This is a genomic window from Dyadobacter ginsengisoli DSM 21015 (genome assembly GCF_059568735.1).
Genome location: NZ_JCANTY010000005.1, coordinates 548,222 through 570,802 on the forward strand (window position 1 = coordinate 548,222; position 22,581 = coordinate 570,802).

The window sequence follows — 22,581 nt, forward strand, 5'->3', positions numbered from 1 at the left end:
TTTTTCTATAATCCGGTACATAATTATCAAGATGAAGGAAAACCTCCACCAACCATTTGAAATAATATATAAAGAACTGGACGAATGCCCCAAACCAACGCACCAGCATAATTTCTTTGAACTGGTGTATATCATCGCGGGCACCGGCTTGCAGGTGATCAACCAGAACACCTTCCGCTACACTGCCGGGCATATGTTCCTGCTCACACCCGAGGACACCCATTCGTTTGACATTGAAACCACCACCAAATTCTTTTTCATCCGTTTCAACGACATTTACCTCAAAAAAAACGCCTCGCTGGCCAGTGGGCCCCAGCGTGAGGACCTGTTGCAGCGCCTGGAATTCATCCTGCAAAATGCCAGCCACCAACCCGGCTGTATTCTCCGCAACCAGACGGACAAAAGCATCATAAAGCCGCTTGTGGAAGCCATTATCCGCGAATTCGTGAACCGCGACATCTATAACCAGGAGCTGATCCGCCAGTATGTGAACACGATGATCATCCTCGTAGCACGTAACATTGCAAAGTACCTGCCCGAACAGATCAGTGAATCAACCGAAGAAAAGGCGCTGGACATTTTGCAGTACATCCAGGAAAACATTTATAGTCCGGATAAAATCAAGGCCGCCTGCATTAGTACGCATTTTGGGATCTCGGAGTCTTACCTGGGCAGGTATTTCAAAAAGCAGACGAACGAAACGATGCAGCAATATATCGTCCATTCACGGCTAAAACTGGTCGAAACACGACTCCTCCACAGCGACATGCGTATCAATGAAATCGCCGCGGAATTGTCCTTTACCGATGAAAGCCATATGAACCGGTTTTTCAAAAAGAGCAAGGGCATGAGCCTGGGGGAGTTTCGCCGCAAGTATCGGCCAGCCGCCGCCAGATAAGCTGGAATGGATTTTGATAGGATCTGCTACCATAGCATCAAACTAAAAACCATATCGATATGAACACCATCCGACACTGCATCCTGGCAATGGCTATTATGGCGCCCCTGTTGTCCGTTGCCCAAACGCAACGCTCGCATCAGGAACGTACTTACCAGCGCAAAACGACGCGCCACCAGATCCGCAAAGCCGATTCATCGGACTTGAATGCCATCCTGAAAGATTCGGCCAACGCCGAAACAGGCCCTATTCTGAATGACAATGGCAACGTCAACTCCTCTGGCACAGTCGATGGCAGCCGCAGCAGCACAGGCCGCCCGGAAACGGATACTGTCACCAGTTATTCTGTAAAAAGAAAGAAGAAGGTCATTGCTCCGGCTCCTTCCATTGAGAAATCACCCCGGAACAAACCCTGAGACAAGAACGCGCATTAACCCACTCATGCAAGAAAAAGAGCTTATTCCGCTGCACGATACCAAATCTTTCACGGCCACCCACATGCCTTCAGAGGAGTTGCAGTCCCTCTTTCATGATGACATCAGCCAATATTTTATCGTGCGGACGGAAGAAATGTACCGGCATGTCAGGCAGGTGGTGCCTGCCTCTCGTACCACTACGCACACTTGCCTATACACCACGGAGGGAATCGCACGCATGAAAATCGGTAGTGAATCCTACACGGTGGGAAAGGACGAAATGCTGTTTGTTCCGGCCGGTCAGGTCTTCTCATTTGCACCCGGTGAACAAAATAAGGGTTTTCTGTTTGTTTTCCACCAGGACCTGTTCATCAGCAAACTATCCCATACCATTCCGATCCATGACTTCGGATTCCTGAAAGTATGGAGCAACCCCCATATCCGGCTCGATGCGGTGCAGGCCGCCCGAATTCTGCCCTTGCTGCAACGGCTATTTGACGACTACACAGAAAACGGATTGAAAAATACCGGTATTATCCGCGCTTACCTGGCCGCGTTATTGTATGAGGTAAATCTCAATTACGAATCCGTCCCCTTTCACCACTCTATCGCTGCGGCCGACATCACCAATCGTTTTGTTGAGTTGCTACACTTACATATCCGCGATAAACGTCAGGTTACCGACTATGCATCGCTTCTGAATGTCACCCCGAATCATCTCAACAAAAGCGTCAAAGGCATTACAGGAAAATCTCCAACCCGATGGATTGACGAAGTATTGGTTTCAGAAGCCAAGATACTGCTCCTGCAAAGCCGGTTTTCGGTGCAGGAAATCGCGCTTTCCATAGGTTTTGAAGATCCGTCCTATTTTACCAGGCTTTTCCGGAAGTACGAGAAGGTGACACCCACAACTTTCCGAAAAATGATTGAAAAATCCTGAAACAGGCTCATTCCATCCTAGTAAGCTTCCGTGTTTTATGAAGAGATTTGCAAATCGCAAACGCGGTCCGTTTTTCAATCGTTCGTTGCTTTTTCATGTATCTCCTGCTCATTTTTACGCATTCCCTGGTACGTTGGCTCGTCGTGTTTAGTCTGCTTTATGCGATCATCCGGGGACTCAGGGGCTGGTCGACCCGCTCGGCCTTTTCCAAAACCGATAATCTGGTCCGGCACCTTACGGCGACCATCGCACATATACAATTGATGATCGGCTGGGTGTTGTACTTCAATAGTCCGTTCGTCACTTATTTCCGGGCACATTTCAAAGAGGCTGTCCATCAGCGCGACCTGCTGTTTTTCGGCATGATCCATATTACCCTGATGACCATCGCGATCATTGTGATCACCATCGGTTCATCTGCCGCCAAGCGACAGGAAACCGATGTCGCCAAATTCAGGATGATGACCATCTTTTATGCAGTCGCATTCCTGATCATTTTTATAGCCATCCCATGGCCGTTCTCGCCATTTTCAGCACGTAACTATTTCCCAACTTTTTAATACAATGAAATACCTGAACACGCAAATCGGGAGACTGCGACTTGTTGGTTTTCTGGAAGGACTGTCGCTCCTTGTTCTTATTTTTGTGGCTGTCCCGCTCAAATATAAGTATGGCGATCCGTCTATGGTCAAAACGATGGGCCCGACCCACGGCCTGCTCTTCCTCTTTTTTGTAATTAATACTATTGCGGTGGGTATTGAATACAAGTGGACTTTCCGGGAAACTACATGGAAGGTCCTACTAGCCTGCGTGGTTCCATTCGGCACGTTTTACATTGATTATACTATTCTCCGCCCCATTCAACAGCAGGCCTCCAAATAGTAACGAGCAAAAAAAGCAGTTTTAAATTAGGCAAAATGCCTATTTGGGACACGTCAGGCCTGCAATACGGGCCGGGGATCGAACACTACGCGAATGTGTGTGATCTGTCCGTCGCGGACTTCGTACCACCCGGCAGTGGGGATCTTCTTTCCCGACATCTCGATCTCATATAGTACAGCCACATTTTCGTCGTCGTATACGAGTTTTTTCACGTCGTAGCGGAGTTTCATCCGGGTCATTTGTTTCAGGTATTCCGTTTTACCTTCAACACTACCCAGCACACCTTCAAATTTCAGGTCATCGGCCATGAACTCGCGGGCAGCCTCATAATCGTGATCGTTGAGCGCTTTGAGAAAAGAAGAAACCGTCATCGCGCTTAAAGCGGTATTTAGGGAGTTCGTTACTGATTCCATGGTTACATTTTGTTTTATCCGCAAAAATGTCTTCCAAAATGATGCCAGGAGTTGATCGGTCTGGAATTCGGTGGCCATCTTCAATTAAGCGTGAACTTCGACCCGCCGATCGGTTAGCCTCGCAGCTTCTTCAAGACCTTCTCGATCCGCTTCCGCTTCGACTCCTTGTCGAAATCATCTAGACGGACGGTTAATGTATCCATGAAAGTTTGTTTGAAATCACTCGTTACCACCGCTAATGCATTTTCGGCATACATCGGGAGCTGGTTGGAAGGGCAACTCAGCATTTGCTCATTCAGCAAAGGCAAGGCCTCCGCGCGGTAGGCATCCAAACTGCTCAGTTTGATCAGAATAGCCACAAAATTATCGCGGGTGATAACGGACCCTCTGTCAGCGACGGAAGCGAGTTTGGGAACAGCGGCATATACGACAGCCGGTTTTTCCAATGCAATGGTATTCAGCGCCGTCATAGCGCCCCATTGCATGCGGTTATTTTTATGATCAAGCAATGCGGCAAACTCATTCGCGTTGGTGGCAATGAGTGCCGGCTTACGTTCGCCGATCTCGTAGAGCACTTTAATGCAATCGTGCTGAATGTCTTTGCTTTGATGAGTGAGGTTTTCCACCAGCTCACTAACCGCGGCTTGATCGTTCTTTTCGACGATTTCTGCGGCCAACTCCTGATTGGGTACTTCGTCGCGACGGTTCAATGCCGACGCTAGCCTGGAAACTACTGACATATCTCTTGCAACAGATTTTATGTAAACCGAAATGTGCTTCCTTATCAACGCCTAACTGTGAGAAATCAGGCTCGGAAATCAAAAGCACCTTTTCGCAGATTGATACCATATTCCAGATAGGCCTTCATGCATGCCAGAAAATTCGCCCACCCCTCCGTATTGCCGATCAGCCAGTTGATTCCGGCTTCACCGAGTGGCATGGTACCTTCGGTAACCCGCACGACGGTCGCCCCCCCACCTTTCCCGAAGGGCTCCAGTGTAATCGCCACGCGCATTTCTTTACCCGGTTCGCCCCAGTAAAAAGAGACGGACCGATCCTGTTCCACTTCGCCTATGCGCACAGGCACGTTCATATCAAATTCAGGAAAGCGCCAGACAAGTTCCTTCCCCTGTTCCATCCTTCCTGTACTTTCCGAAATAAAGTAATGCGACATTTGAGATGGATTCACAATCCCTTCGAATATTTCGGTAGCCGTCTTCGAAATTTGAATAGCCGCTTTGATTTCCAGTTGCTGATTTTCCATGTTTAAAAGTTTAAGAACTACCGATTTTCATGCAAAAGACAATCCGTTTTCTGCCAATGCCTTTTTTAATTTCCCTATTGCGTTTGGTCCCATGCTGTGATATGCCGACACTTCCTTTTCAGTCTTCGAGGCCAGCCCGGCAAGCGTGTGGATTCCATTATTCTCCAATGCCCGACGCGCGGATGCACTGATAAGTGCCATAAATCCTTCCTGCGGCTTACGTTCCGCCTCGCAAACCGGGCAAGTCGGGCAATCACTGCTTTTATAGTAGCGATGGCCGTTGGGACAGATTCTTAGTTCTTTCGCAGTCATGGTCATGATGAAAGTAAAGTTATTGGAATTTCAGTTTCCGCCCACGGGGCAAACGCGACTTCCGACAGGGGCAATCGGGACTGTTTTCAAGCTTTGCGTTCCGGATATTGCGCGTTGATGCAGGCAATGGCCTCGGTTTGGGTCAGCGCCGCGAAATTCCGGTAACGGTCGTGGACATCAATGATCTCTTCCAATGCCTCGTTCACAAGAGCCTTGTTATCCCAGCCTTTCAGATGCTCCAGTACTTTCAGGAGGCAACCTTTTTTGTAAGCAATCTGCCCGATCACATGTATGAGCGTATTGCGTACGCGGGCAGTTTTGTCATATTGCAGTTCCTGCAAAAGCGGCAGGATATCCTCAGGATATTTCCGGCCACGCAGTTCGATGCCATGGCAAATCTCGCGCCGGATTTCCTTGTCGTCGTGATGCAAATACTCCCTGGCCCAGGCAAGCACGGGCATGGGATTAACCTCTCCCATCTTCTTCACGGAGCCGATCACGGCGTTGCGCGGAGCATGGTGCGGATCAAATAACCCCAGATCGAAAAAACCGCGTACTTGCGCAAAATGCTTTTTGCCGATTTCGCCGGCTGCATTGATGACCGTTTGCCGCACCTTGAAGTCGGAATCCGGAAAGAACAGTGCGAGCATGTTCAAAATAGGTTCCCGCAAGTTTTTGTCCTCCTCATATAGACGCCCGGTTACCAGGTATGCGGATTTGCGTATGTAAGTATCCGGATCTCCATAATATCCACGGGTTTTTTCGGACAGTCCGCCATTAAGCGCATGTTTTATATCCAGCCGGATGATGGCGACCAGCCGGGATCTTTCAGTTTTGGATAAGTCGTAAAATGCCACGGCATGTGCAGATTGATTACCAGTCCAAAGATTGAAATTTGGTATCCTATAAACAAAATCCCCGTTGGAAATCAATCCAACGGGGAATGCTATATAAATAAACGTTGAGTAATTACAATGGGTGCAAAAGAAAACGCTAACTCAACTACTTCAAATTAATTCTATCGGGCTACTAAAATACCGCATAATTCCCAAATCATGCAAAAAATTGGCGATAATCGCTTAAAAAAGCGTCTAATTTGGTCGGTTTCTGCATTATTGCATCAAAAATGCCGCCAGAAACAACCGCAGCTTCCCCTCTTTTGTAATGTGCGTAGTCCTCTACCAGCCCGTCGGCCTGCCATTCGGGGAAGCCTGAGCCCATCAGCATTTCCCGCAAAATTTCAGAGGGTACATCGACAAACTCGATGGTCCGGCCCAACGCCACAGATAGCTTTTCGGCCAGGTCCCGGTGCGAAAGCGCTTCCGGTCCGGTGAGGTCATACGTTTTTTCTTCGTGACCCGGCTCGGTTAATGCGGCTACGGCTACGCGGGCAATATCCCGGGTGTCGACCATACTTACCCTGGCCTCGCCGATTGCACCAAAGAATTTACCCTGATGAACAATGCTATCCCGAAAACCGAGCAGCCCTTGCATAAACAGGTTCGGGCGCAGGAAGGTAAAGGTCATACCGGAATCCCTGATCAGGTTTTCTACCACCGCGTGATAGCGAAGAAAGCGCACCGGTGAATCCACGTCTGCTGCCCATTGCGATAACTTCACAATGTGTTTCAAACCGGTTTTTGCAGCAACTTCCACAAAAGTACTTTGCTGTTTTTCGGCCAGTTCCGACGAATGGGTGAGCAAGAACGCGCGTTCCATGCCGGCCAATGCACTTTCTAAGGACGACGGATCATTAAAATCCCCGGTCACAAGTTCGGCTCCGGGCAATGCAGATAGCTTTCCGGCATGATCTAAGGAACGAACCATCGCCCGGAACGGGATATTACGGGATGAAAGAATGGCTGTGAGATCACGACCGATAGTACCGGTCGCACCGGTGATCAAAATGCGGGGAGATGCTGAATTTGACATGATTTTCAATGCTTTTGGTTGATTGATGTGTCAAAATTAGCTCGCCGGTTTAGGTTAAAATTGTAAGAAAACGAAAGCTGGGAGAGCGGTCGGCAATGCAAAAGGCCGGTTGGTATGATTTACCCAACCGGCCCTGCAAGCCTTTCCGTCACGGCCGGTGTCCTCACCGGCTATCCAGCACACGGCTGCCGGTGAAAACACCAGCAACGACATCTGCCGCTATTTTTTCTGTTGCGACAAGAACGTGATCAGCGACGCAAACTCCTCATACGACAGCTCATTGGCTAAGCCCGGAGGCATCATCGAGGTTTCCATTTCCTTGCGTGAAGTGATATCTGCCACTTTAATCGTATTTACCTGCCCGGCAATGTCACGGATCACCAGCTTTTCGGCCGATTCCTCTGAAACAAAGCCCATGTAAGTCTTGTCTCCCTTCGTCGTAATGAGCACGGATGCAAAACCCTGCGAAATGGATGCATTCGGTTTCAGAATCGATTCGGCGATCTGCTCACGGTTCATGATCGAGCCGATCTGCCCCATAAACGGTCCTTTCATCACCTCGCTTCTGCTCAGGCTATGGCACGCTACGCAACCCTGTTTGGTAAAAAGCAGCTTCCCGGCAGCCGGGTCGCCTTTAATTTTCGCCATCGCCAGCATCACATCCTCAATCGATGCCTGCCCAACCTGTCCCTTTTTATTACGGATCTTTTCCAGATCCACCTTCACTTCTTCTTTGGCCGCAACCGCTTCCTCTCCGCCAAATTCAGTGATACCCATGCGATTCCGTCCATTCAGGTCAGCGAAGAACTGCTTTCCCGCCTCGTCGGTTTTGTTCCATTCCTGCATCAGAAAGTCCTTTACCTTGCCCGACGATTCCCATTCAATGGCCTTGTAGTAAGGTCCGTGCGTGTCGGGGCGCGTGCTCCACCACCAGGAGCCATCGTAGTCGGCCTCTTTTTTATAGATTCGCCCCAAAGTCGTCAGTATCTGCTCTTTTAATGCCTTATCGTTGGATTTACCATAAGCTGCAATCAGTCCGTCGACCGCCCTGGGATCGTGCATGTAGCGCAAAGCCCACAATGCGATGGTCGAATTTTCGGTGCCCACCGCCTTCACACACGCATCCACAGCATGCAGCGCCACGAGCGCACGCACGGCAATGTGCGGAGTGACGATGGCCGAGTTCGGCGTAGCATGAGGCCCTTCGGTACCTTTTGCCGGTGCCACGAACGAGCCCGGGACTTTTACTTTCAAAAGCGCCTGCGCCGCTTCCGGACGGTCTAAACGCCCCAAACCTACCGCCGCGGCAATTTTCACCCGTGGTGAACCATCTTCCATCGCTTTCAGGAATGGCTCGATGGGCACTTTCGCTATATTGGGCTTACGATCGGCCAACGCACGTAATGCAAATTCACGCACATCGTTGTCCGAGGTCAGTTTAACCAGATTCCCGATTCCGTCCGCACTGGCCGCCTGTCCATAAGTAAATATCCCCGCGGCGCGCACGTAAAGCGGCAGGTTCTTGTCGGCCGCAATGACCCACGAAATCTTCGCAGCTTCTTTACCCGAACGCCCCAGCAGTTCCTGTTGAGCCGCCAGCCGCTGCACTGCGCTTTCAGACCGCAGTAATGCCCCCAGCTCTTTCACCGACGACTTTTTCAAATCCTTAAAAGCTTTGTACTGCCAGTCTTTCGGCACGGCACGTACCACAAAACCTTTGCCGGGATTACCCGAGTAACCTGCGCCATCCCAGGCTGCCAGATATACCCGGCCCGAAGCATCAATATCCAGGTCGGTCACCTGTGCCAGTTTGATAAATTCCTCTTCTTTTTGCTGGAATGTAGGCCCATCGGGCGTAACGCGGTGCACATACACCTGGCTGCGGCCCCAATCGGCCATCATCGGCACGCGGTTGTATTTCGCAGGCCAGTTAGGATCGTCCATGAAGAGCGACCCCGTTCCCGAACCTCCGCCCAGGTCGATCAGAGCCGGGATGATTTCTTCTGTAAAATTTTTGAACAAAACCGGATAGCCGTACTCTCCTGACTGGATCTGGTTGCTGAAACGGATATTCCAGCCGCCGCCGTCGTTGGTATTGTCGCGCGTAAACATGTTCATGTAAGGGTCAATGGCTACATCATAAATATTGCGCATACCGTGGGTATACACCTCCATCTCCGTTCCATCGGGGCGGACGCGAACTATACCACCTCCCAATTGGGTCAGTTTCTTGCCCGACCGGTCCACTGCGCCGTGAAAACCAAAATCGCCCACCGCAATATAGATCCATCCGTCGATGCCCATACGGATACCATTGGTAGAGTGGTCGGTACCGCGGCTTTGCAGAAATTTCGGCGAGCTGATATTCTGGATCAATGGCTTGGAAGGGCCATCAGCAACGCCGTCATGATCCTTATCTTCGAAAACCACCAGGTCCATCCCGGACGCCTTGCCGGTTTCCTTGGAGAAGGTGGTATGCAACACAAATACCTGGTCTCCCTGCGAGATGATACCGCGTGGGTTGTCCACCTGCGCATAAGTGGTATGCTTGTCCACCTCACCATCATTGTCCGAATCGACCAGTTTCACAATACTGCCTTTTCCCGGCGTTTTGCCAAGGGAGCCGATCATATCCACGCCAACGTACACCTCGCCGGTCGGCGCCACCGCCAGGCAGGACGGGCTGGGTGTAAGATCGTGGCCCGCGAAATGCGTTACGCTGAGTTCTGCGGGCCATGCGGCAGCGTTAGGAAGTGTGTCGATGCGGGTGAGAGTTCGGTTGTCCGACCTGCTTTTGTCTTTTTGAAGGATACCGGTGGTTGTCCAGAAAAGGATGAGGAGTCCTGAGCAGAGGCTTAATGTAATTTTTAACATATAAAATTTAACAAAAATAATTCAACCCGTTCAGAACGAGTTAATTGATACAGTACGCATTATTAAAATAGGCCGCGAGGTATAACTACTCAAAAATATCCGCCTCATTGAAAGAAAAGCCGCGTTTGCCGAAAAAAAAAGTTCATATCCGATGGGACCTATTTTTTCTGATAAAGAGCGAAGCGCATAAACAATTCCGGCAGCGCCTCCTGCTGGCCGTGGAGTGTTGTAAAATGGAAGTGGCGGTCGATCGAAAGCCCCTCCACATCTACGATCCGGCATTCTTTGCTTTGCAGTTCCTTCAGAACCGCATGCACCGAAATGAAGGCCATGCTATCTGAATGGAGAATGTACAGTTTCATACTCTCGCTGCTGCTCAGCTGCATCTCCACCTGCAAATCCGAAATGTTCAGCCCGATCGATTTCAATGCATGGGCAATAACTTCCAGCGTACCCGAGCCCGGCTCGCGCAGCAAAAGCGGTATTTCCCGGAGCTGATCCGCATTCACCACACCCGTCACTGCCAGCGGATTCCTGCTGTTAGCCACCAGCACGATCTCATCGTTCAGAAATTCGGTGTATTTGATCCCCGAATTCTTTGAAAACCCCTCGATCACACCCAGGTCGATCTCTTTGTGCTGCAATGCGTGTTCAATCTCCTCGGTATTTTTTGTCGTGAGCGTCACCTCGATATGACGGAACTTGCGGTGAAATGCCGCCAGAATGGGAGGCAGAATGTACTGTGCCGCCGTTGTACTGGCTCCCAACCGCAGTTTCCCGCTGTTACGTTGAGAAAGGCTGTTGATCTCAAATTCGAGGTTACGGTAAATGTCGAAGATCTGCTCCGCATGATGGAGCAAGATTTCCCCTGCGGGCGTGAGACTGATCTTCGGGCCGCTCCGCTCAAAGAGCTTCGTTTTCAACTGATTTTCCAGCTCATGAATGTGCTTGGTCACCGCCGGCTGGGTGATAAAGAGCTCTGCGGCAGCTTTGGTGAAGCTCAGACGGCGCGCGACGGTTTGGAAAACTTGTAAGCGGAAGTCGAAAACCATTGTTGAAATGAATTTCCTATGTTTGAAATCCGTCAGCAAATAAACGGTATTAAGTTTAAATGATCCCAACACAAGTGAATGCGCATTGCACAAATTCGAAGCTGATTCTTGCGGAATAGGTATGCTGCGTCGGCCTCAATCCGCTGTCCGCGAACGAATCATCCTTGTTCGTATTCGGACACTCAAAATAACAAAACATGCCCTGATTGACCACAAATGACTCTTTTCAAGCGCGGCATGCCATTTGTTATACATTTACAGAAATAATAAAAACCCATATGAAGGGAACTTATCTGGGAGAGTTTGAAGAGGTCGTGCTGCTGGCGGTAGCGATACTTGCCGGCGATGCGTATGGTGCAGCGATTACGAACGAGATCGAACAGCAAATGGGCCGGTCGGTAAACCTCGGTGCCGTGCACGCCGCATTGCACCGGCTGGAAGAGAAGGGGCTGTTATCCTCACGAATGGGAGGGGCTACGCAGGAACGAGGCGGACGGAGCAAGCGCTTTTTTACTGTAACCATGGCGGGGACCCGGGCATTGGACAATATCCGTGAAATACGCAACCGTATGTGGAGCAGCATCCCGAAACCTGCCTGAGCCATGAAACCTACCGCACCTCAACCGCCCAAATGGGCCAGCACCGTCCTTCGCTGGTTCTGCGCACCCCACCTGCTCGACGAGCTGGAAGGCGACCTGGATGAGCTCTTCACGCAACGCGTTCACAAGTATGGGCAGCGCCAGGCGCGCCTGCGGTTTGTAAAGGATGTATTTAGCCTAGTGAGGCCCAGCCTAATGCGGCCTTTCACATTCAAAAAAACCAAGTATTCCTCCCACGAATCCTCAATCCAACATTCAGCCATGATCAGAAACAACCTGAAAATCGCATTCCGGAATCTTTGGAAGCATAAGGCATTCTCCTTCATCAATATCATGGGACTCGCGGTGGGCATGTCGGCCTGCTTTGTGATCGCGTTATATGTGCATTTCGAACTGAATTATGATGCGTTCAACAAAAAGGCCGACCGTATTTACCGCCTTTCACCGGACCTCAGAACCAGCTCGGAAACACTGCATTATAGCATCAGTTCCTGGGCTTTCGCGCCTAATATGCAGAACGAGTTTGAAGAGGTAGAGGCTTTTACCAGGGTGGCCACACGCAATTATCTGGTGCGTAAAGGCGCCCTGAAATTCAAGGAAGAAAAAACCGTATTCGCCGACAGTTCGCTGTTCAGGGTATTTGATTTTGAAATGATCAGAGGGAATCCGGCGACGGCGCTTAAAGAGCCTATGAGCATCGTTTTCACGGAAAAAACAGCCCGGAAATACTTTGGCAACGCCGACCCGATCGGCCAGACATTGCTGCTGGGCGACGACGGCATTCCGGCCACGGTAACCGGACTGATGAAGGAACCACCTGCCAATTCGCAAATCAAAGGCGATCTTTTTGTTTCGATGAGTTCCTATACCCAACGCTTCAACAAAGGGATCGACGAAGATTGGGGAGCTTTTGGCAACACCTCGTACCTCCTGCTCAAACCAGGCACAGACCCGGATAAGCTGGTTGCCAAACTGCCTCCGTTCATAGCAAAACACGCCGGGAACATGATGCGGGAAAATCAGATAGAGATCACGCTGCTTTTGGAGCCATTGCTGGATATCTACCTGCATTCGGATCGCGATGCGGAAGAATCGGGCAGTATGAACAATGTATATACCTTCGCTATTATTGCGGCTTTCATACTGCTTATCGCCTGTATCAACTTTGTAAACCTTACTACCGCACGTTCCGCCGAAAGAGCCCGGGAGGTAGGAGTGCGTAAGGCGGTAGGTGCGGCACGGTCGCTTCTGACGCGCCAGTTCCTGAGCGAGTCGGTGGTGGTATCACTCATCGCTTTCGCCATTGCCGTGATGCTGTCGGCAGCCGTAATTCCGCTGTTTAACGACCTTTCCGGAAAAATCATCAGCACAGATATCCTGGCCGAATGGCGATGGATTATCGCATTGTTTGGAGCGGCATTGCTGATCGGCTGCATTGCCGGTGTTTACCCCGCCTTTGTTCTCTCCGCCTTTGACCCTATCACCGTCCTGAAAGGGCGTTTCTCAACCAGTGTCAAAGGCGTTTTACTTCGAAAAGGGCTCGTAACCGTGCAATTCTGCATTTCCATTGCGCTGATCATCGCTACGATGGTCGTGTACACGCAGGTGAGGTACATGCGCAGCCGGGACCTGGGTTTTTCCAAAGACCAGATGCTGGTGGTCCAGGGCACTACCGGGGAAAAGCGGAATGCATTCCAGGAATCGCTGTTGCGCATTGGCGGCGTGAAGTCTACGACGGCATCCTCGCGCGTGCCCGGCACCAAAAACAACGAAGCCTTTTCCGAAATCGAGAATGCCCGGGGCGATATGCAGGCAGGGAATCTGGAGGTATACAGCGTAGATTTCGATTTTTTAAAACAATACGATATCAAACTGGCGGCCGGCAGGCTGTTGTCCAAAGAATTCGGTTCCGACAGCTCCAAAGCACTGGTGATCAACGAAGCTGCCGCAAGAATGCTGGGCTATGCGACACCCCGTGAGGCCATTGGTAAGAAATACAAACAGTGGGGACGGGAGGGGCATATTATTGGCGTGGTGAAGGACTTTCATTTCCAATCACTGCAGGAACACATCAGGCCACTTACATTCCGGTTTCTTGACTGGTGGAACGGAGAGCTGGTTTCTGTTAAAATGGAGGGAAATAATGTAAAATCAACCCTGGCGGAGATCGAAAAGGAATGGACGGCACAAAATCCCGACAAACCATTTTCCTACTACTTCCTCGACGAGTACTTCGACCGTCAGTATCGCGCCGATGAACGTTTTGAAAAGCTGTTCTTCCATTTTGCAGCGCTGGCCATTTTCATTTCCTGCCTCGGCCTGCTTGGTCTGGCTTCCTACTCCACCATGCAGCGCACGAAGGAAATCGGGGTGCGAAAGGTTATGGGGGCCTCCGCGGGCAGTATTGTCGGGCTGCTATCCAGGGATTTCCTGAAACTGGTAGTACTGGCATTCCTTATTGCCTCTCCGCTGGCCTGGTTTGGGATGCGCCAGTGGCTGCAAAGCTTTGCTTACCAAACCGAAATACCCTGGTGGATATTCGTAGCAGCTGCGATCCTTTCAACGGCCATCGCATTTGCCACGATCAGCCTCCAGAGCATCCGCGCTGCATTGATGAACCCCGTAAAGAGCCTGCGCAGTGAATAACCGGTCAAACACGCAGCCGCCCCGATGGCCAGGCCGTCTTCTCCGGCTGTTCTGCGCTTCGCACCTGGTTGACGAGCTCGAAGGTGATCTCCTCGAACTCTACACGCAGCGCCTGCGCACGCACGGGGTTCGCGAGGCACGCACACGTTACGTACGCGACGTCATTAGCCTGATGCGCCCGTTTGCTATGAAAGAAAAGCCAGAAAAATATCCGCAACCCGCATTCATCCAAGCAGCCATGATCCGCAATTATCTCAAAATCGCGTTCCGGAACCTTGCGAAACACAAGATGTTCTCCCTGATTAATGTAATGGGGCTTTCGGCAGGTATGACAGCCTGCTTTCTCATTGGATTGTACGTGCATTTCGAACTGACCTACGATGCATTCAACAAAAAGGCCGATCGCATTTACCGGCTGTCCGCCGACATTCTTTCGAGCGCCGGGACCCTGCATTACGGCATCACCTCATGGCCTTTCGGGCCCGCCCTGCAAAATGATTTCCCCGAAATCGAGACATTTACCCGGGTCAGCAAGGTAAACTATCTGTTCAGGAAAGGGGATATCAAATTCAGTGAGGAGCAAACGCTCCTGGCAGATTCTTCGTTATTCGAGGTGTTCGATTTCAAATTACTGAAAGGAAATCCCAAAACTGCGTTGAAGGCTCCGTTCAGTATTGTGCTTACGGAGAGCAGTGCCCGGAAGTATTTCGGAAAGCAGGATCCCATGGGACAAACCATGCTGGTGGGCGACGAGGGAGAAGCCGCTCAGGTGACCGGCATCATGCAGGAACCGCCTGCGAATTCGCAGATCAGGGGCGACATTTTCATATCCATGACCACCCACACCCGGCATTACAACCAAAAGGTGAACGAGGAATGGGGAAATTTCGGGACAACGACCTATCTCCTCCTGAAAGCCGGCGCCGATCAGGCCGAATTATCCAAAAAGTTTCCCGCATTCCTGGAAAGTCACATGGGAAAACTGATGCAGAGCGAAAAAATATCGATGCTGCTGCTCCTGGAACCGCTTCGGGACATTTACCTGCATTCCAATCGTGAGGCCGAACAATCCGGCAGCATCACAAACATCTACACATTCACGATCATCGCGGTATTCATCCTGCTGATTGCCTGCATTAACTTTGTCAATCTTACCACAGCACGTTCACTGGAGCGTGCGCGGGAAGTAGGCGTACGAAAGGCCGTCGGTGCAGCAAGGGGTATGCTCGCGCGGCAATTCATGACCGAAGCCGTATTGATGTCATTGCTGGCCTTCGCCTGTTCGCTCGTGCTCACAAATGCATTGCTGCCGCTTTTCAATGAACTTTCCGGTAAAACGATCAGCCTTGGTATCAGCCGGGAACTGCCTGCGATGGGTATCCAGCTTGCCGCCTCGGTTCTAATCGGTCTTGCTTCGGGCATTTATCCCGCATTGGTCTTGTCCTCGTTCGAGCCTGTGAAGGCGCTGAAAGGCCGCCTGGGCAGTCCAGGCAGGAGCGGCAATCTTCTGCAAAAAGGATTGGTGACGGTCCAGTTCACAGTTTCCATTGCGCTGATCATCGGAACGATCATCGTCTACACCCAGCTCGATTTCATGCGCAGCCATGCACTGGGATTTTCCAGGGACCAGACCGTGGTTCTCTCCCTGGGTGTCGGCAACAGGCACAATGCGCTCAAAGCCTCGCTTCTTCGTCTTAAAGACGTAAAATCAGTGGCAGCATCTTCGGCGGTTCCAGGCGGTCCTAACTCCCAGGCCCATTCCAAGCTTGAAAACAGCCAGGGAGACATGCAGGTCGCCACGCTGGATGTCTATCGCGTCGACTTTGATTTCATTCCCCAATTTGAACTGAAACTGATGGCTGGGCGATCGTTTTCGAAGGCATTCAGCTCTGACAGCACAAAAGCCCTGGTGATCAATGAGGCAGCCGTGAAACTGCTTGGTTACCGGTCGCCACAGGAGGCCATTGGCAAAAAATTCAGCCAATGGGACCGGGAAGGAACCATCATCGGCGTGGTAAATGACTTTCATTTTCAATCCTTGCGGGAGAACGTCAAACCGCTGACCTTCCGGCTGGTCGATCCCTGGAATGGTGAATTATTGTCGGTCAAACTCGACGGGGGTGATGTCAAACGCACTTTGGGGGCCATTGAAGCGCAATGGGAAATCCAGTATCCCGACCGACCTTTTACTTACTATTTCCTGGACGAATTCTATGACCGCCAGTACCGTGCGGACGAGCGTTTTGAAGCGCTTTTTGTGAATTTTGCGACGTTGGCCATTTTCATTTCATGCCTTGGCCTGCTCGGCCTGGCCTCCTACTCTACCGCTCAACGCACGAAGGAAATCGGTGTGCGCAAGGTGATGGGCGCCTCTACTGCAAGCATTGTCAGCTTGTTGTCCAGAGACTTCCTCCAATTGGTGGCGCTTGCATTTGTGATCGCTGCACCCACAGCCTGGTTTGCCATGAACCGCTGGCTCGAAAGCTTCGCCTATCAAACCGATATTCACCTCTGGATTTTTGCCGCGGCCGCATTGCTTTCAGCGCTTGTTGCATTGGTCACGATCAGCTTCCAGAGCATCCGCGCCGCATTGATGAACCCCGTAAAGAGCCTGCGCAGTGAATAAAGCCCCCGCGCCCCCACGCTGGCCTGGCCGCTTCCTGCGGCTGTTCTGTGCGCCGCACCTGGTGGAAGAACTGGAAGGCGACCTGGAAGAACTGTTCGCGCAGCGCGTACGCAGCCTGGGTATACGCGAAGCACGTGTACGTTATGTAACCGACGCCCTGAGCCTCGCCCGGCCGTTTGCATTCAAAAGAGAAGTTTCAAAATATCCGCAACCTTTTTTTGCCCGACCTGCCATGATCAGAAATTATTTTAAGATCGCCATCCGCAACATGTGGAAAAACAAGGGTTTTTCCGCCGTCAACATCATCGGGCTCGTCACCGGGATCACCGCCTGCCTGATGATCCTGCAATATGTGAGCTTTGAGCTGACTTTTGATCGTTTCCACCGCGATTTCGACCGCATTTACCGGGTTACCAACGACCGCTTTCAGCAGGGGAAGCTTATCCAGCACGGCACGATCACCTATCCGCTCATCGGCACTACGATGGCCCGGGATTTTCAGGAGGTAGAATCCTATACCACGCTCTCCTATCCGGGCACCTTTAAACTGCAAAAGGACAAAAAGGTATTCGAAGAAGAGGGAGCCTTTGCGGACGATCATTTCCTGACATTTTTCACCTTTCCGATGATTGCCGGCAATGCGTCCACTGCTTTGAAAGCCCCCAATTCAATTGTATTGTCTGAGACCAATGCCAGACGCATATTCGGTGCCCGGCCCAAAGATTATCCTTCGCTCATCGGCCGCAACATCCTTGTCGATCTGGAAGAACAACCCTATCAGATTACCGGGATCATGAAGGATATTCCTTCCACCTCGCACTTGCAATACGGCGTACTGATGTCGTATGTTACCCTGGAAAGGACATGGGGCGAGTGGGTCAAAACCAGTTGGGAAGGGTCCGATATGTGGCATTACATCAAACTGAAACCCCATATCGACGTTGTGGCGCTGGTACAAAAGCTACCTGCCTTCAGCGACCGCTATTTTCAGGGTGACAAGGTGTCGGGTAGTGTGGAAAAATTCGGCTTGCAGCCACTCGCCAAAGCACACCTTTTCTCAGACTTTGAATACGAAATCGGAAATGTCAACAATGGGAAGGCCGTGCTGACCATGCTGGTCATCGCCGCATTTATTCTGATCATCGCATGGATTAACTATATTAACCTGTCCACGGCCCGCTCGCTGGAAAGGGCCAGGGAAGTGGGGATCAGAAAGGTAGCTGGCGCCACATCGGGCCAGCTGATCGGACAGTTTCTGGCCGAATCGGTATTCCTGAATGTGATTGCCCTGGTATTGTCTCTGGCACTGTCTGTGGCATTACAACCTGCATTGAATAAACTGATTGAAAAGCCCCTGTCCCTCTCTCTGCTGGCTGGTGGAGGGTTTGGAGGGCCAGTGATGCTCGTCGTGCTGACTGTCGTTTTTCTTTGCGGCATGCTGCTGTCAGGCTTCTATCCTGCATTTGCGCTGTCTGCGTTCAAGGCGATCAGCGTGTTGAAAGGGAGTTTCAAAAGATCAGCAAAAGGCGTGTGGGTCAGGCAGTCGCTGGTGGTGTTTCAATACACGGCCTCGGTGGTGCTGATCGTAGGTACCATCATTGTGTTCCGGCAACTTGATTTCATGCGCAAAGAAAATCTGGGCTTTAATATGGACCAGATGCTGGTCGTCCGTGGTCCCGATCTCACCCGTTGGGATTCCTCCGCCATTACGCGCATCAATGCATTCAAATCCGAGCTCAGGCAATACCCGGCTGTACGGGCAGCCAGCGCATCGGCCAACCTGTTCGGCAACCGGCTTGCACGGGCCTTCAATGTCAAGCGCGTCGGTCCCGACCAGGAAAAAGGGGCTACGTTCAGCCGGATGGACGTGGATCTAGATTTCTTTCATGCTTACCAGATCAAAATGCTGGCCGGGCGCGATTTTATTCCCACCGACTCCAATCCCGACCCGAGTAAAGTCAAGAATGCAGTCATTAACCTTTCGGCCGCCAAACTCATGGGCATGCCCGACGCAGAATCCGCCATAGGGCAGAAATTTATATTGTACAACCGCGAGTGGGAAATCGTCGGGGTGGTCAGTGATTTCCATCAACAATCATTGAAGCAAGCCATCGAGCCGATCATATTTCGCCCGTTCTACACCCTGGGCGGGTATTATTCACTTAAAATCACCACGAACGATCTGGAAAAAACCATTGGCCTTATCAAACAGCAATACGACAACTTCTTTCCCGGAAACGACTTCTCCTATTTCTTTATGGATGAGCAGTTTAACAAACAATACAAGGATGATCAGGTTTTCGGCAAGGTGATCAGCTTCTTTTCATTGCTGGCCGTGCTCATCGCTTCGCTGGGTATATTCGGGCTATCCTCCTACTCCATTGCCCAACGAACCAAAGAGATCAGCGTACGCAAGATACTCGGCGCATCGGTGAGTGGTATTGTCGCGCTGCTGTCGCGGGATTTCCTGAAACTCGTACTGGTGGCGATCGTCATTGGCTGCCCCATCGCCTGGTACGGCGTGCGTATGTGGCTCAATGATTTCACCTACAAAATCAACATCGAATGGTGGATGTTTGCACTTGCGGGTTTGCTGGCGATCGTCATCGCGCTGTTAACGATCAGCTCACAGGCAATCCGCGCAGCACTGGTAAATCCTGCCAAATCACTCAAAAGCGAATAAGGAGTGATCGTTTGCATTTGAAGATGTGAGGTAGTCAGGCATTGACCCTGAGTAGGGAGGTGTCAGGAATTGTCAAGGGGAGTCATTTATTGTTTTATATTGGGAGAAATCTTGAAATACTACGCAAACAAACTTCCTGACAATTCCTGACCATATATGACAACACCTGACCACACAACCCGCCGCCGCTTCCTGACCGAGGCCACATTATCCGCGGCATTTACATTCCTGCTGCCGGAAACGCTCTTTGCTGCAACAGCCAGGCCCGAGGCGTATACTGTCCAGCAAATCATCGACCTGATCCTCCAAGAGGGAAATCTGAAACCGATCCCTGATACGGTCGATACCATCAAATCCGGCAGCGCGGATCAAACGGTCACCGGCGTTATCACCACCATGTTCGCGACCGTCAGCGTCATCGAGCAGGCCGTGAAACTGAAAGCCAATTTCATCATCGCACACGAACCGACGTTTTACAACCACCGCGACGATCCGGAATGGGTGAAAGGCAACGAAGTTGTTAAAAAGAAGCAGGCCTTGCTCGAAAAGCATCAGATCGCCGTTTGGCGTTTCCATGACTACTGCCATTCACTGAAACCCGACGCGATCCGTTACGGCGTCGTTAAGAAAGCCGGCTGGACAGCCTATTACAAAAATGAATCCCCTGCCCTCACCATTCCCGCCACGACTTTGGGCGAACTCGTAAAGCACCTCAAGACCAGGCTCGGCATCCAGAAACTCCGTGTGATCGGCGACCTCGCCCAACCGTGCTCCAAACTTGCCATCATGCCCGGCGCTGCGGGTGGTCAAAGGCAGGTTGCGATAGCTGAAGCCGAAAAACCCGACGTGCTCATCGTGGGCGAAACACCCGAGTGGGAAACTGCGGAATATGCGCGGGATGGAAGATTATCAGGCTCAAAAATGGCTTTGATAATCCTCGGGCATGCTGTAAGTGAAGAGCCGGGCATGGAGTATTTTGTGGAGTGGTTACAGCCGAAGGTTGGCGGATTGAAAGTGACGCATATCGCATCGAAAGACCCGTTTCAGTGGATTTAGATCAATTTCGAATGATTGAATGGGTAATTAACCGATCTTTCAATGCGATGTGGCGCGATCGCCGAGTCACTTGACCTCCGTACCTTCAAATACAACTCTCTTGTCTTTGATATTGACCAGTTCATCCAGTTCGAACACATTGACATAACCATACCCGAACAGCGTAATGTAGGTTGGAACGTTCAACGCAAGCATGCGCGGCTTCCTGTTGGCTAGTATCTGCGTTTCAGGCCTGTTTTTCGGAACAACGACCTTTGAAGCAAAGTCTATCTGATCTCCCTCAAAATTGTTGTTACAATAGATCAGTATTTTACTATTTGGATCGGGAATAATTTTGCTAAGGTTCTCCTGGGTAAAATCCGAAAAGTTCAGGTTAATTGCTCCTTTCAAGTGCTTACGCTTGAACCGGAAAGCGGAACGCGTGTCAAGCACAATGACGTCTTTGCTTTTTGCCGCAGTAAGAAATTCATCGAAGCTGATCAGGTGATTGGCTCTATGTTTTTCTGCTTCCAAAAGCAAACTCTTGAAATCCGAATAACTCACCAGCGCTTTCTTGTACTTCGGTGCTACCTTGTTCCCATGAGTGTTCTGAGCGAAGGCAAATTGGGTTATATTACAAAAAGAAATTATCGAGAAAATCAGGTACTGCTTCATGGCTTTAAAAAATGGATCCGAAATAAGTGGGTAAAATGCATCAATAATGAAAACTGCGCTTTTGAAATTGTTTTCAATACAAAAGGCCGTCCCAGTTACAACGGAAACGGCCCTTTTCTATTCTAATATATTATCAAACTATCATCCCGTGCGGATCAATCACGAACTTCTTAGCGGCTCCCTTATCAAAATCCGCATATCCTCTCGGCGCGTCCTGTAAAGTAATCACCTCCACATTCACAGCCTTCGCGATCTTGATCTTATCATACAGAATCGCATTCATCAGATTCCGGTGGTACTTCATTACCGGGCATTGCCCTGTGTAGAATGAGTGCGACTTGGCCCAGCCCAGACCAATACGAATGCTCAGACTGCCTTCCTGGGCAGCTTTGTCTTTGGCCCCGGGATCGCCGGTCACATACAGGCCTGGGATACCGATAGCTCCGCCGGCGCGGGTAACGGCCATGGCGGTATTCAACACAGTAGCAGGACGCTCCTCGACGGCATGTGAGCCATGCCCGCGCGCTTCAAAACCAACGCAGTCGACGAAACAATCCACTTCGGGTACGCCGATAATGGCGGCAATGGCTTGTTCCAAAGGCGTGTCTTTGGTCAGGTCTATCACTTCACAGCCGAAGCTGGCGGCCTGAGCGAGGCGTTCCGGGATCATGTCACCCACGATGACAACGGCCGCGCCAAGCAAATGGCAGGAAGCCGCACAAGCGAGACCTACTGGTCCTGCGCCCGCGACGTACACAATCGAGCCCGGGCCCACACCGGCAGTGACTGCGCCGTGGTAACCGGTCGGGAAAATATCCGATAGCAGGGTGAGGTCCTTGATGTAGGCCATTCCCTGGTCTTTATCCGGGAATTTGAGCAGGTTGAAATCGGCGTACGGCACCATGACGTACTCCGCTTGCCCGCCAACCCAGCCGCCCATGTCCACGTACCCATACGCAGCGCCGGGACGCGCAGGGTTCACATTGAGGCAAATGCCGGTTTTACCTTCCTTGCAGTTACGGCAGCGTCCGCAGGCAATATTGAAGGGTACAGACACCAGGTCGCCTACTTTGATGAATTCGACGTCCCGCCCCGCTTCGATCACGATACCCGTAATCTCATGCCCGAGCACAAGCCCGGCCGGTGCGGTGGTACGTCCGCGGACCATGTGCTGGTCGCTACCGCAGATGTTGGTCGAAACGATCTTGAGGATCACACCATGCTCGCACTTTCGGTCACCGATCGACAGCTTGGGATACTCGATCTCCTGAACTTCCACTTCACCCGGCTTAATGTAAGCTACTCCATGATTTTGGCACATAAGGTAAGATTTA

General features: G+C 51.0%; 20 protein-coding genes. 10 read left to right on the forward strand and 10 right to left on the reverse strand.

Annotated elements, in window-relative coordinates:
• Positions 1-31: 31 nt before the first annotated feature.
• The 5 genes from BP71_RS20835 (at position 32) to BP71_RS20855 (ending at position 3,136) form a co-directional block, all read left to right on the forward strand.
• Positions 32-898 (forward strand): AraC family transcriptional regulator, encoded by an 867-nt coding sequence (locus BP71_RS20835; protein WP_496382748.1) that lies wholly within the window; start codon positions 32-34, stop codon positions 896-898.
• Between the two features lie 59 nt (positions 899-957).
• Positions 958-1,314: a hypothetical protein gene (locus BP71_RS20840; RefSeq protein ID WP_496382750.1), complete on the forward strand. Its 357-nt coding sequence runs from the start codon at positions 958-960 to the stop codon at positions 1,312-1,314.
• 25 nt (positions 1,315-1,339) lie between these two features.
• Positions 1,340-2,254: a helix-turn-helix domain-containing protein gene (locus BP71_RS20845; RefSeq protein ID WP_496382751.1), complete on the forward strand. Its 915-nt coding sequence runs from the start codon at positions 1,340-1,342 to the stop codon at positions 2,252-2,254.
• 95 nt (positions 2,255-2,349) lie between these two features.
• Positions 2,350-2,814, forward strand: coding sequence for a hypothetical protein (locus tag BP71_RS20850; protein WP_496382753.1), 465 nt, complete (start codon positions 2,350-2,352; stop codon positions 2,812-2,814).
• Positions 2,815-2,818: 4 nt separating this feature from the next.
• Positions 2,819-3,136 (forward strand): DUF3817 domain-containing protein, encoded by a 318-nt coding sequence (locus tag BP71_RS20855; protein ID WP_496382755.1) that lies wholly within the window; start codon positions 2,819-2,821, stop codon positions 3,134-3,136.
• Positions 3,137-3,189: 53 nt separating this feature from the next.
• Here the strand turns inward: BP71_RS20855 and BP71_RS20860 are convergent, their stop codons facing one another.
• From BP71_RS20860 to BP71_RS20895, 8 genes are all read right to left on the reverse strand, one after another.
• Entirely contained in the window at positions 3,190-3,549 is a 360-nt protein-coding gene (locus BP71_RS20860; protein WP_496382757.1) for a nuclear transport factor 2 family protein, read from the reverse strand.
• A 113-nt stretch (positions 3,550-3,662) separates the two neighbouring features.
• Positions 3,663-4,289: a hypothetical protein gene (locus BP71_RS20865; protein ID WP_496382759.1), complete on the reverse strand. Its 627-nt coding sequence runs from the start codon at positions 4,287-4,289 to the stop codon at positions 3,663-3,665.
• Positions 4,290-4,354: 65 nt separating this feature from the next.
• Positions 4,355-4,813, reverse strand: a complete 459-nt coding sequence (locus BP71_RS20870) for an SRPBCC domain-containing protein (protein WP_496382761.1) — start codon at positions 4,811-4,813, stop codon at positions 4,355-4,357.
• Between the two features lie 27 nt (positions 4,814-4,840).
• Positions 4,841-5,131 carry an RNA polymerase alpha subunit C-terminal domain-containing protein gene (locus BP71_RS20875; RefSeq protein WP_496382763.1) on the reverse strand — a complete coding sequence of 97 codons (291 nt, stop codon included), beginning with the start codon at positions 5,129-5,131 and terminating at the stop codon, positions 4,841-4,843.
• A gap of 80 nt (positions 5,132-5,211) precedes the next feature.
• Complete coding sequence (locus BP71_RS20880; RefSeq protein WP_496382765.1) at positions 5,212-5,982, reverse strand: HEAT repeat domain-containing protein; 771 nt, start codon at positions 5,980-5,982, stop codon at positions 5,212-5,214.
• 196 nt (positions 5,983-6,178) lie between these two features.
• Positions 6,179-7,057: an SDR family oxidoreductase gene (locus tag BP71_RS20885; RefSeq protein ID WP_496382767.1), complete on the reverse strand. Its 879-nt coding sequence runs from the start codon at positions 7,055-7,057 to the stop codon at positions 6,179-6,181.
• A gap of 219 nt (positions 7,058-7,276) precedes the next feature.
• Complete coding sequence (locus tag BP71_RS20890) at positions 7,277-9,931, reverse strand: DUF7133 domain-containing protein (RefSeq protein WP_496382769.1); 2,655 nt, start codon at positions 9,929-9,931, stop codon at positions 7,277-7,279.
• 158 nt (positions 9,932-10,089) lie between these two features.
• The gene (locus BP71_RS20895; RefSeq protein WP_496382771.1) at positions 10,090-10,983 is read right to left on the reverse strand and encodes a LysR family transcriptional regulator; all 894 of its coding nucleotides are present in this window, start codon (positions 10,981-10,983) and stop codon (positions 10,090-10,092) included.
• Positions 10,984-11,261: 278 nt separating this feature from the next.
• On the opposite strand from BP71_RS20895, the gene BP71_RS20900 reads away from it, so the two are divergent.
• From BP71_RS20900 to BP71_RS20920, 5 genes are all read left to right on the forward strand, one after another.
• Complete coding sequence (locus BP71_RS20900) at positions 11,262-11,582, forward strand: PadR family transcriptional regulator (protein WP_496382773.1); 321 nt, start codon at positions 11,262-11,264, stop codon at positions 11,580-11,582.
• Between the two features lie 3 nt (positions 11,583-11,585).
• Positions 11,586-14,228 carry an ABC transporter permease gene (locus BP71_RS20905; RefSeq protein ID WP_496382775.1) on the forward strand — a complete coding sequence of 881 codons (2,643 nt, stop codon included), beginning with the start codon at positions 11,586-11,588 and terminating at the stop codon, positions 14,226-14,228.
• Complete coding sequence (locus tag BP71_RS20910; RefSeq protein WP_496382777.1) at positions 14,221-16,854, forward strand: ABC transporter permease; 2,634 nt, start codon at positions 14,221-14,223, stop codon at positions 16,852-16,854. Before BP71_RS20905 ends, BP71_RS20910 begins: the two co-directional genes overlap by 8 nt.
• Entirely contained in the window at positions 16,847-19,537 is a 2,691-nt protein-coding gene (locus BP71_RS20915; RefSeq protein WP_496382779.1) for an ABC transporter permease, read from the forward strand. The genes BP71_RS20910 and BP71_RS20915 overlap by 8 nt, the downstream gene beginning before the upstream one ends.
• Positions 19,538-19,693: 156 nt before the next feature.
• Positions 19,694-20,593 carry a Nif3-like dinuclear metal center hexameric protein gene (locus tag BP71_RS20920; protein WP_496382781.1) on the forward strand — a complete coding sequence of 300 codons (900 nt, stop codon included), beginning with the start codon at positions 19,694-19,696 and terminating at the stop codon, positions 20,591-20,593.
• 66 nt (positions 20,594-20,659) lie between these two features.
• Here the strand turns inward: BP71_RS20920 and BP71_RS20925 are convergent, their stop codons facing one another.
• Complete coding sequence (locus BP71_RS20925; protein ID WP_496382783.1) at positions 20,660-21,247, reverse strand: rhodanese-like domain-containing protein; 588 nt, start codon at positions 21,245-21,247, stop codon at positions 20,660-20,662.
• Positions 21,248-21,380: 133 nt separating this feature from the next.
• Positions 21,381-22,568: a formaldehyde dehydrogenase, glutathione-independent gene (fdhA, locus tag BP71_RS20930; protein WP_496382784.1), complete on the reverse strand. Its 1,188-nt coding sequence runs from the start codon at positions 22,566-22,568 to the stop codon at positions 21,381-21,383.
• Between the last annotated feature and the right edge of the window lie 13 nt (positions 22,569-22,581).

What these genes read in the sequence shown, in the direction of transcription:
- BP71_RS20835 (WP_496382748.1), top strand. Translation starts at nt 32, where the DNA reads ATGAAGGAAAACCTCCACCAACCATTTGAAATAATATATAAAGAACTG.
- BP71_RS20840 (WP_496382750.1), top strand. Translation starts at nt 958, where the DNA reads ATGAACACCATCCGACACTGCATCCTGGCAATGGCTATTATGGCGCCC.
- BP71_RS20845 (WP_496382751.1), top strand. Translation starts at nt 1,340, where the DNA reads ATGCAAGAAAAAGAGCTTATTCCGCTGCACGATACCAAATCTTTCACG.
- BP71_RS20850 (WP_496382753.1), top strand. Translation starts at nt 2,350, where the DNA reads ATGTATCTCCTGCTCATTTTTACGCATTCCCTGGTACGTTGGCTCGTC.
- BP71_RS20855 (WP_496382755.1), top strand. Translation starts at nt 2,819, where the DNA reads ATGAAATACCTGAACACGCAAATCGGGAGACTGCGACTTGTTGGTTTT.
- BP71_RS20860 (WP_496382757.1), bottom strand. Translation starts at nt 3,549, where the DNA reads ATGGAATCAGTAACGAACTCCCTAAATACCGCTTTAAGCGCGATGACG.
- BP71_RS20865 (WP_496382759.1), bottom strand. Translation starts at nt 4,289, where the DNA reads ATGTCAGTAGTTTCCAGGCTAGCGTCGGCATTGAACCGTCGCGACGAA.
- BP71_RS20870 (WP_496382761.1), bottom strand. Translation starts at nt 4,813, where the DNA reads ATGGAAAATCAGCAACTGGAAATCAAAGCGGCTATTCAAATTTCGAAG.
- BP71_RS20875 (WP_496382763.1), bottom strand. Translation starts at nt 5,131, where the DNA reads ATGACCATGACTGCGAAAGAACTAAGAATCTGTCCCAACGGCCATCGC.
- BP71_RS20885 (WP_496382767.1), bottom strand. Translation starts at nt 7,057, where the DNA reads ATGTCAAATTCAGCATCTCCCCGCATTTTGATCACCGGTGCGACCGGT.
- BP71_RS20890 (WP_496382769.1), bottom strand. Translation starts at nt 9,931, where the DNA reads ATGTTAAAAATTACATTAAGCCTCTGCTCAGGACTCCTCATCCTTTTC.
- BP71_RS20895 (WP_496382771.1), bottom strand. Translation starts at nt 10,983, where the DNA reads ATGGTTTTCGACTTCCGCTTACAAGTTTTCCAAACCGTCGCGCGCCGT.
- BP71_RS20900 (WP_496382773.1), top strand. Translation starts at nt 11,262, where the DNA reads ATGAAGGGAACTTATCTGGGAGAGTTTGAAGAGGTCGTGCTGCTGGCG.
- BP71_RS20905 (WP_496382775.1), top strand. Translation starts at nt 11,586, where the DNA reads ATGAAACCTACCGCACCTCAACCGCCCAAATGGGCCAGCACCGTCCTT.
- BP71_RS20920 (WP_496382781.1), top strand. Translation starts at nt 19,694, where the DNA reads ATGACAACACCTGACCACACAACCCGCCGCCGCTTCCTGACCGAGGCC.
- BP71_RS20925 (WP_496382783.1), bottom strand. Translation starts at nt 21,247, where the DNA reads ATGAAGCAGTACCTGATTTTCTCGATAATTTCTTTTTGTAATATAACC.
- fdhA (WP_496382784.1), bottom strand. Translation starts at nt 22,568, where the DNA reads ATGTGCCAAAATCATGGAGTAGCTTACATTAAGCCGGGTGAAGTGGAA.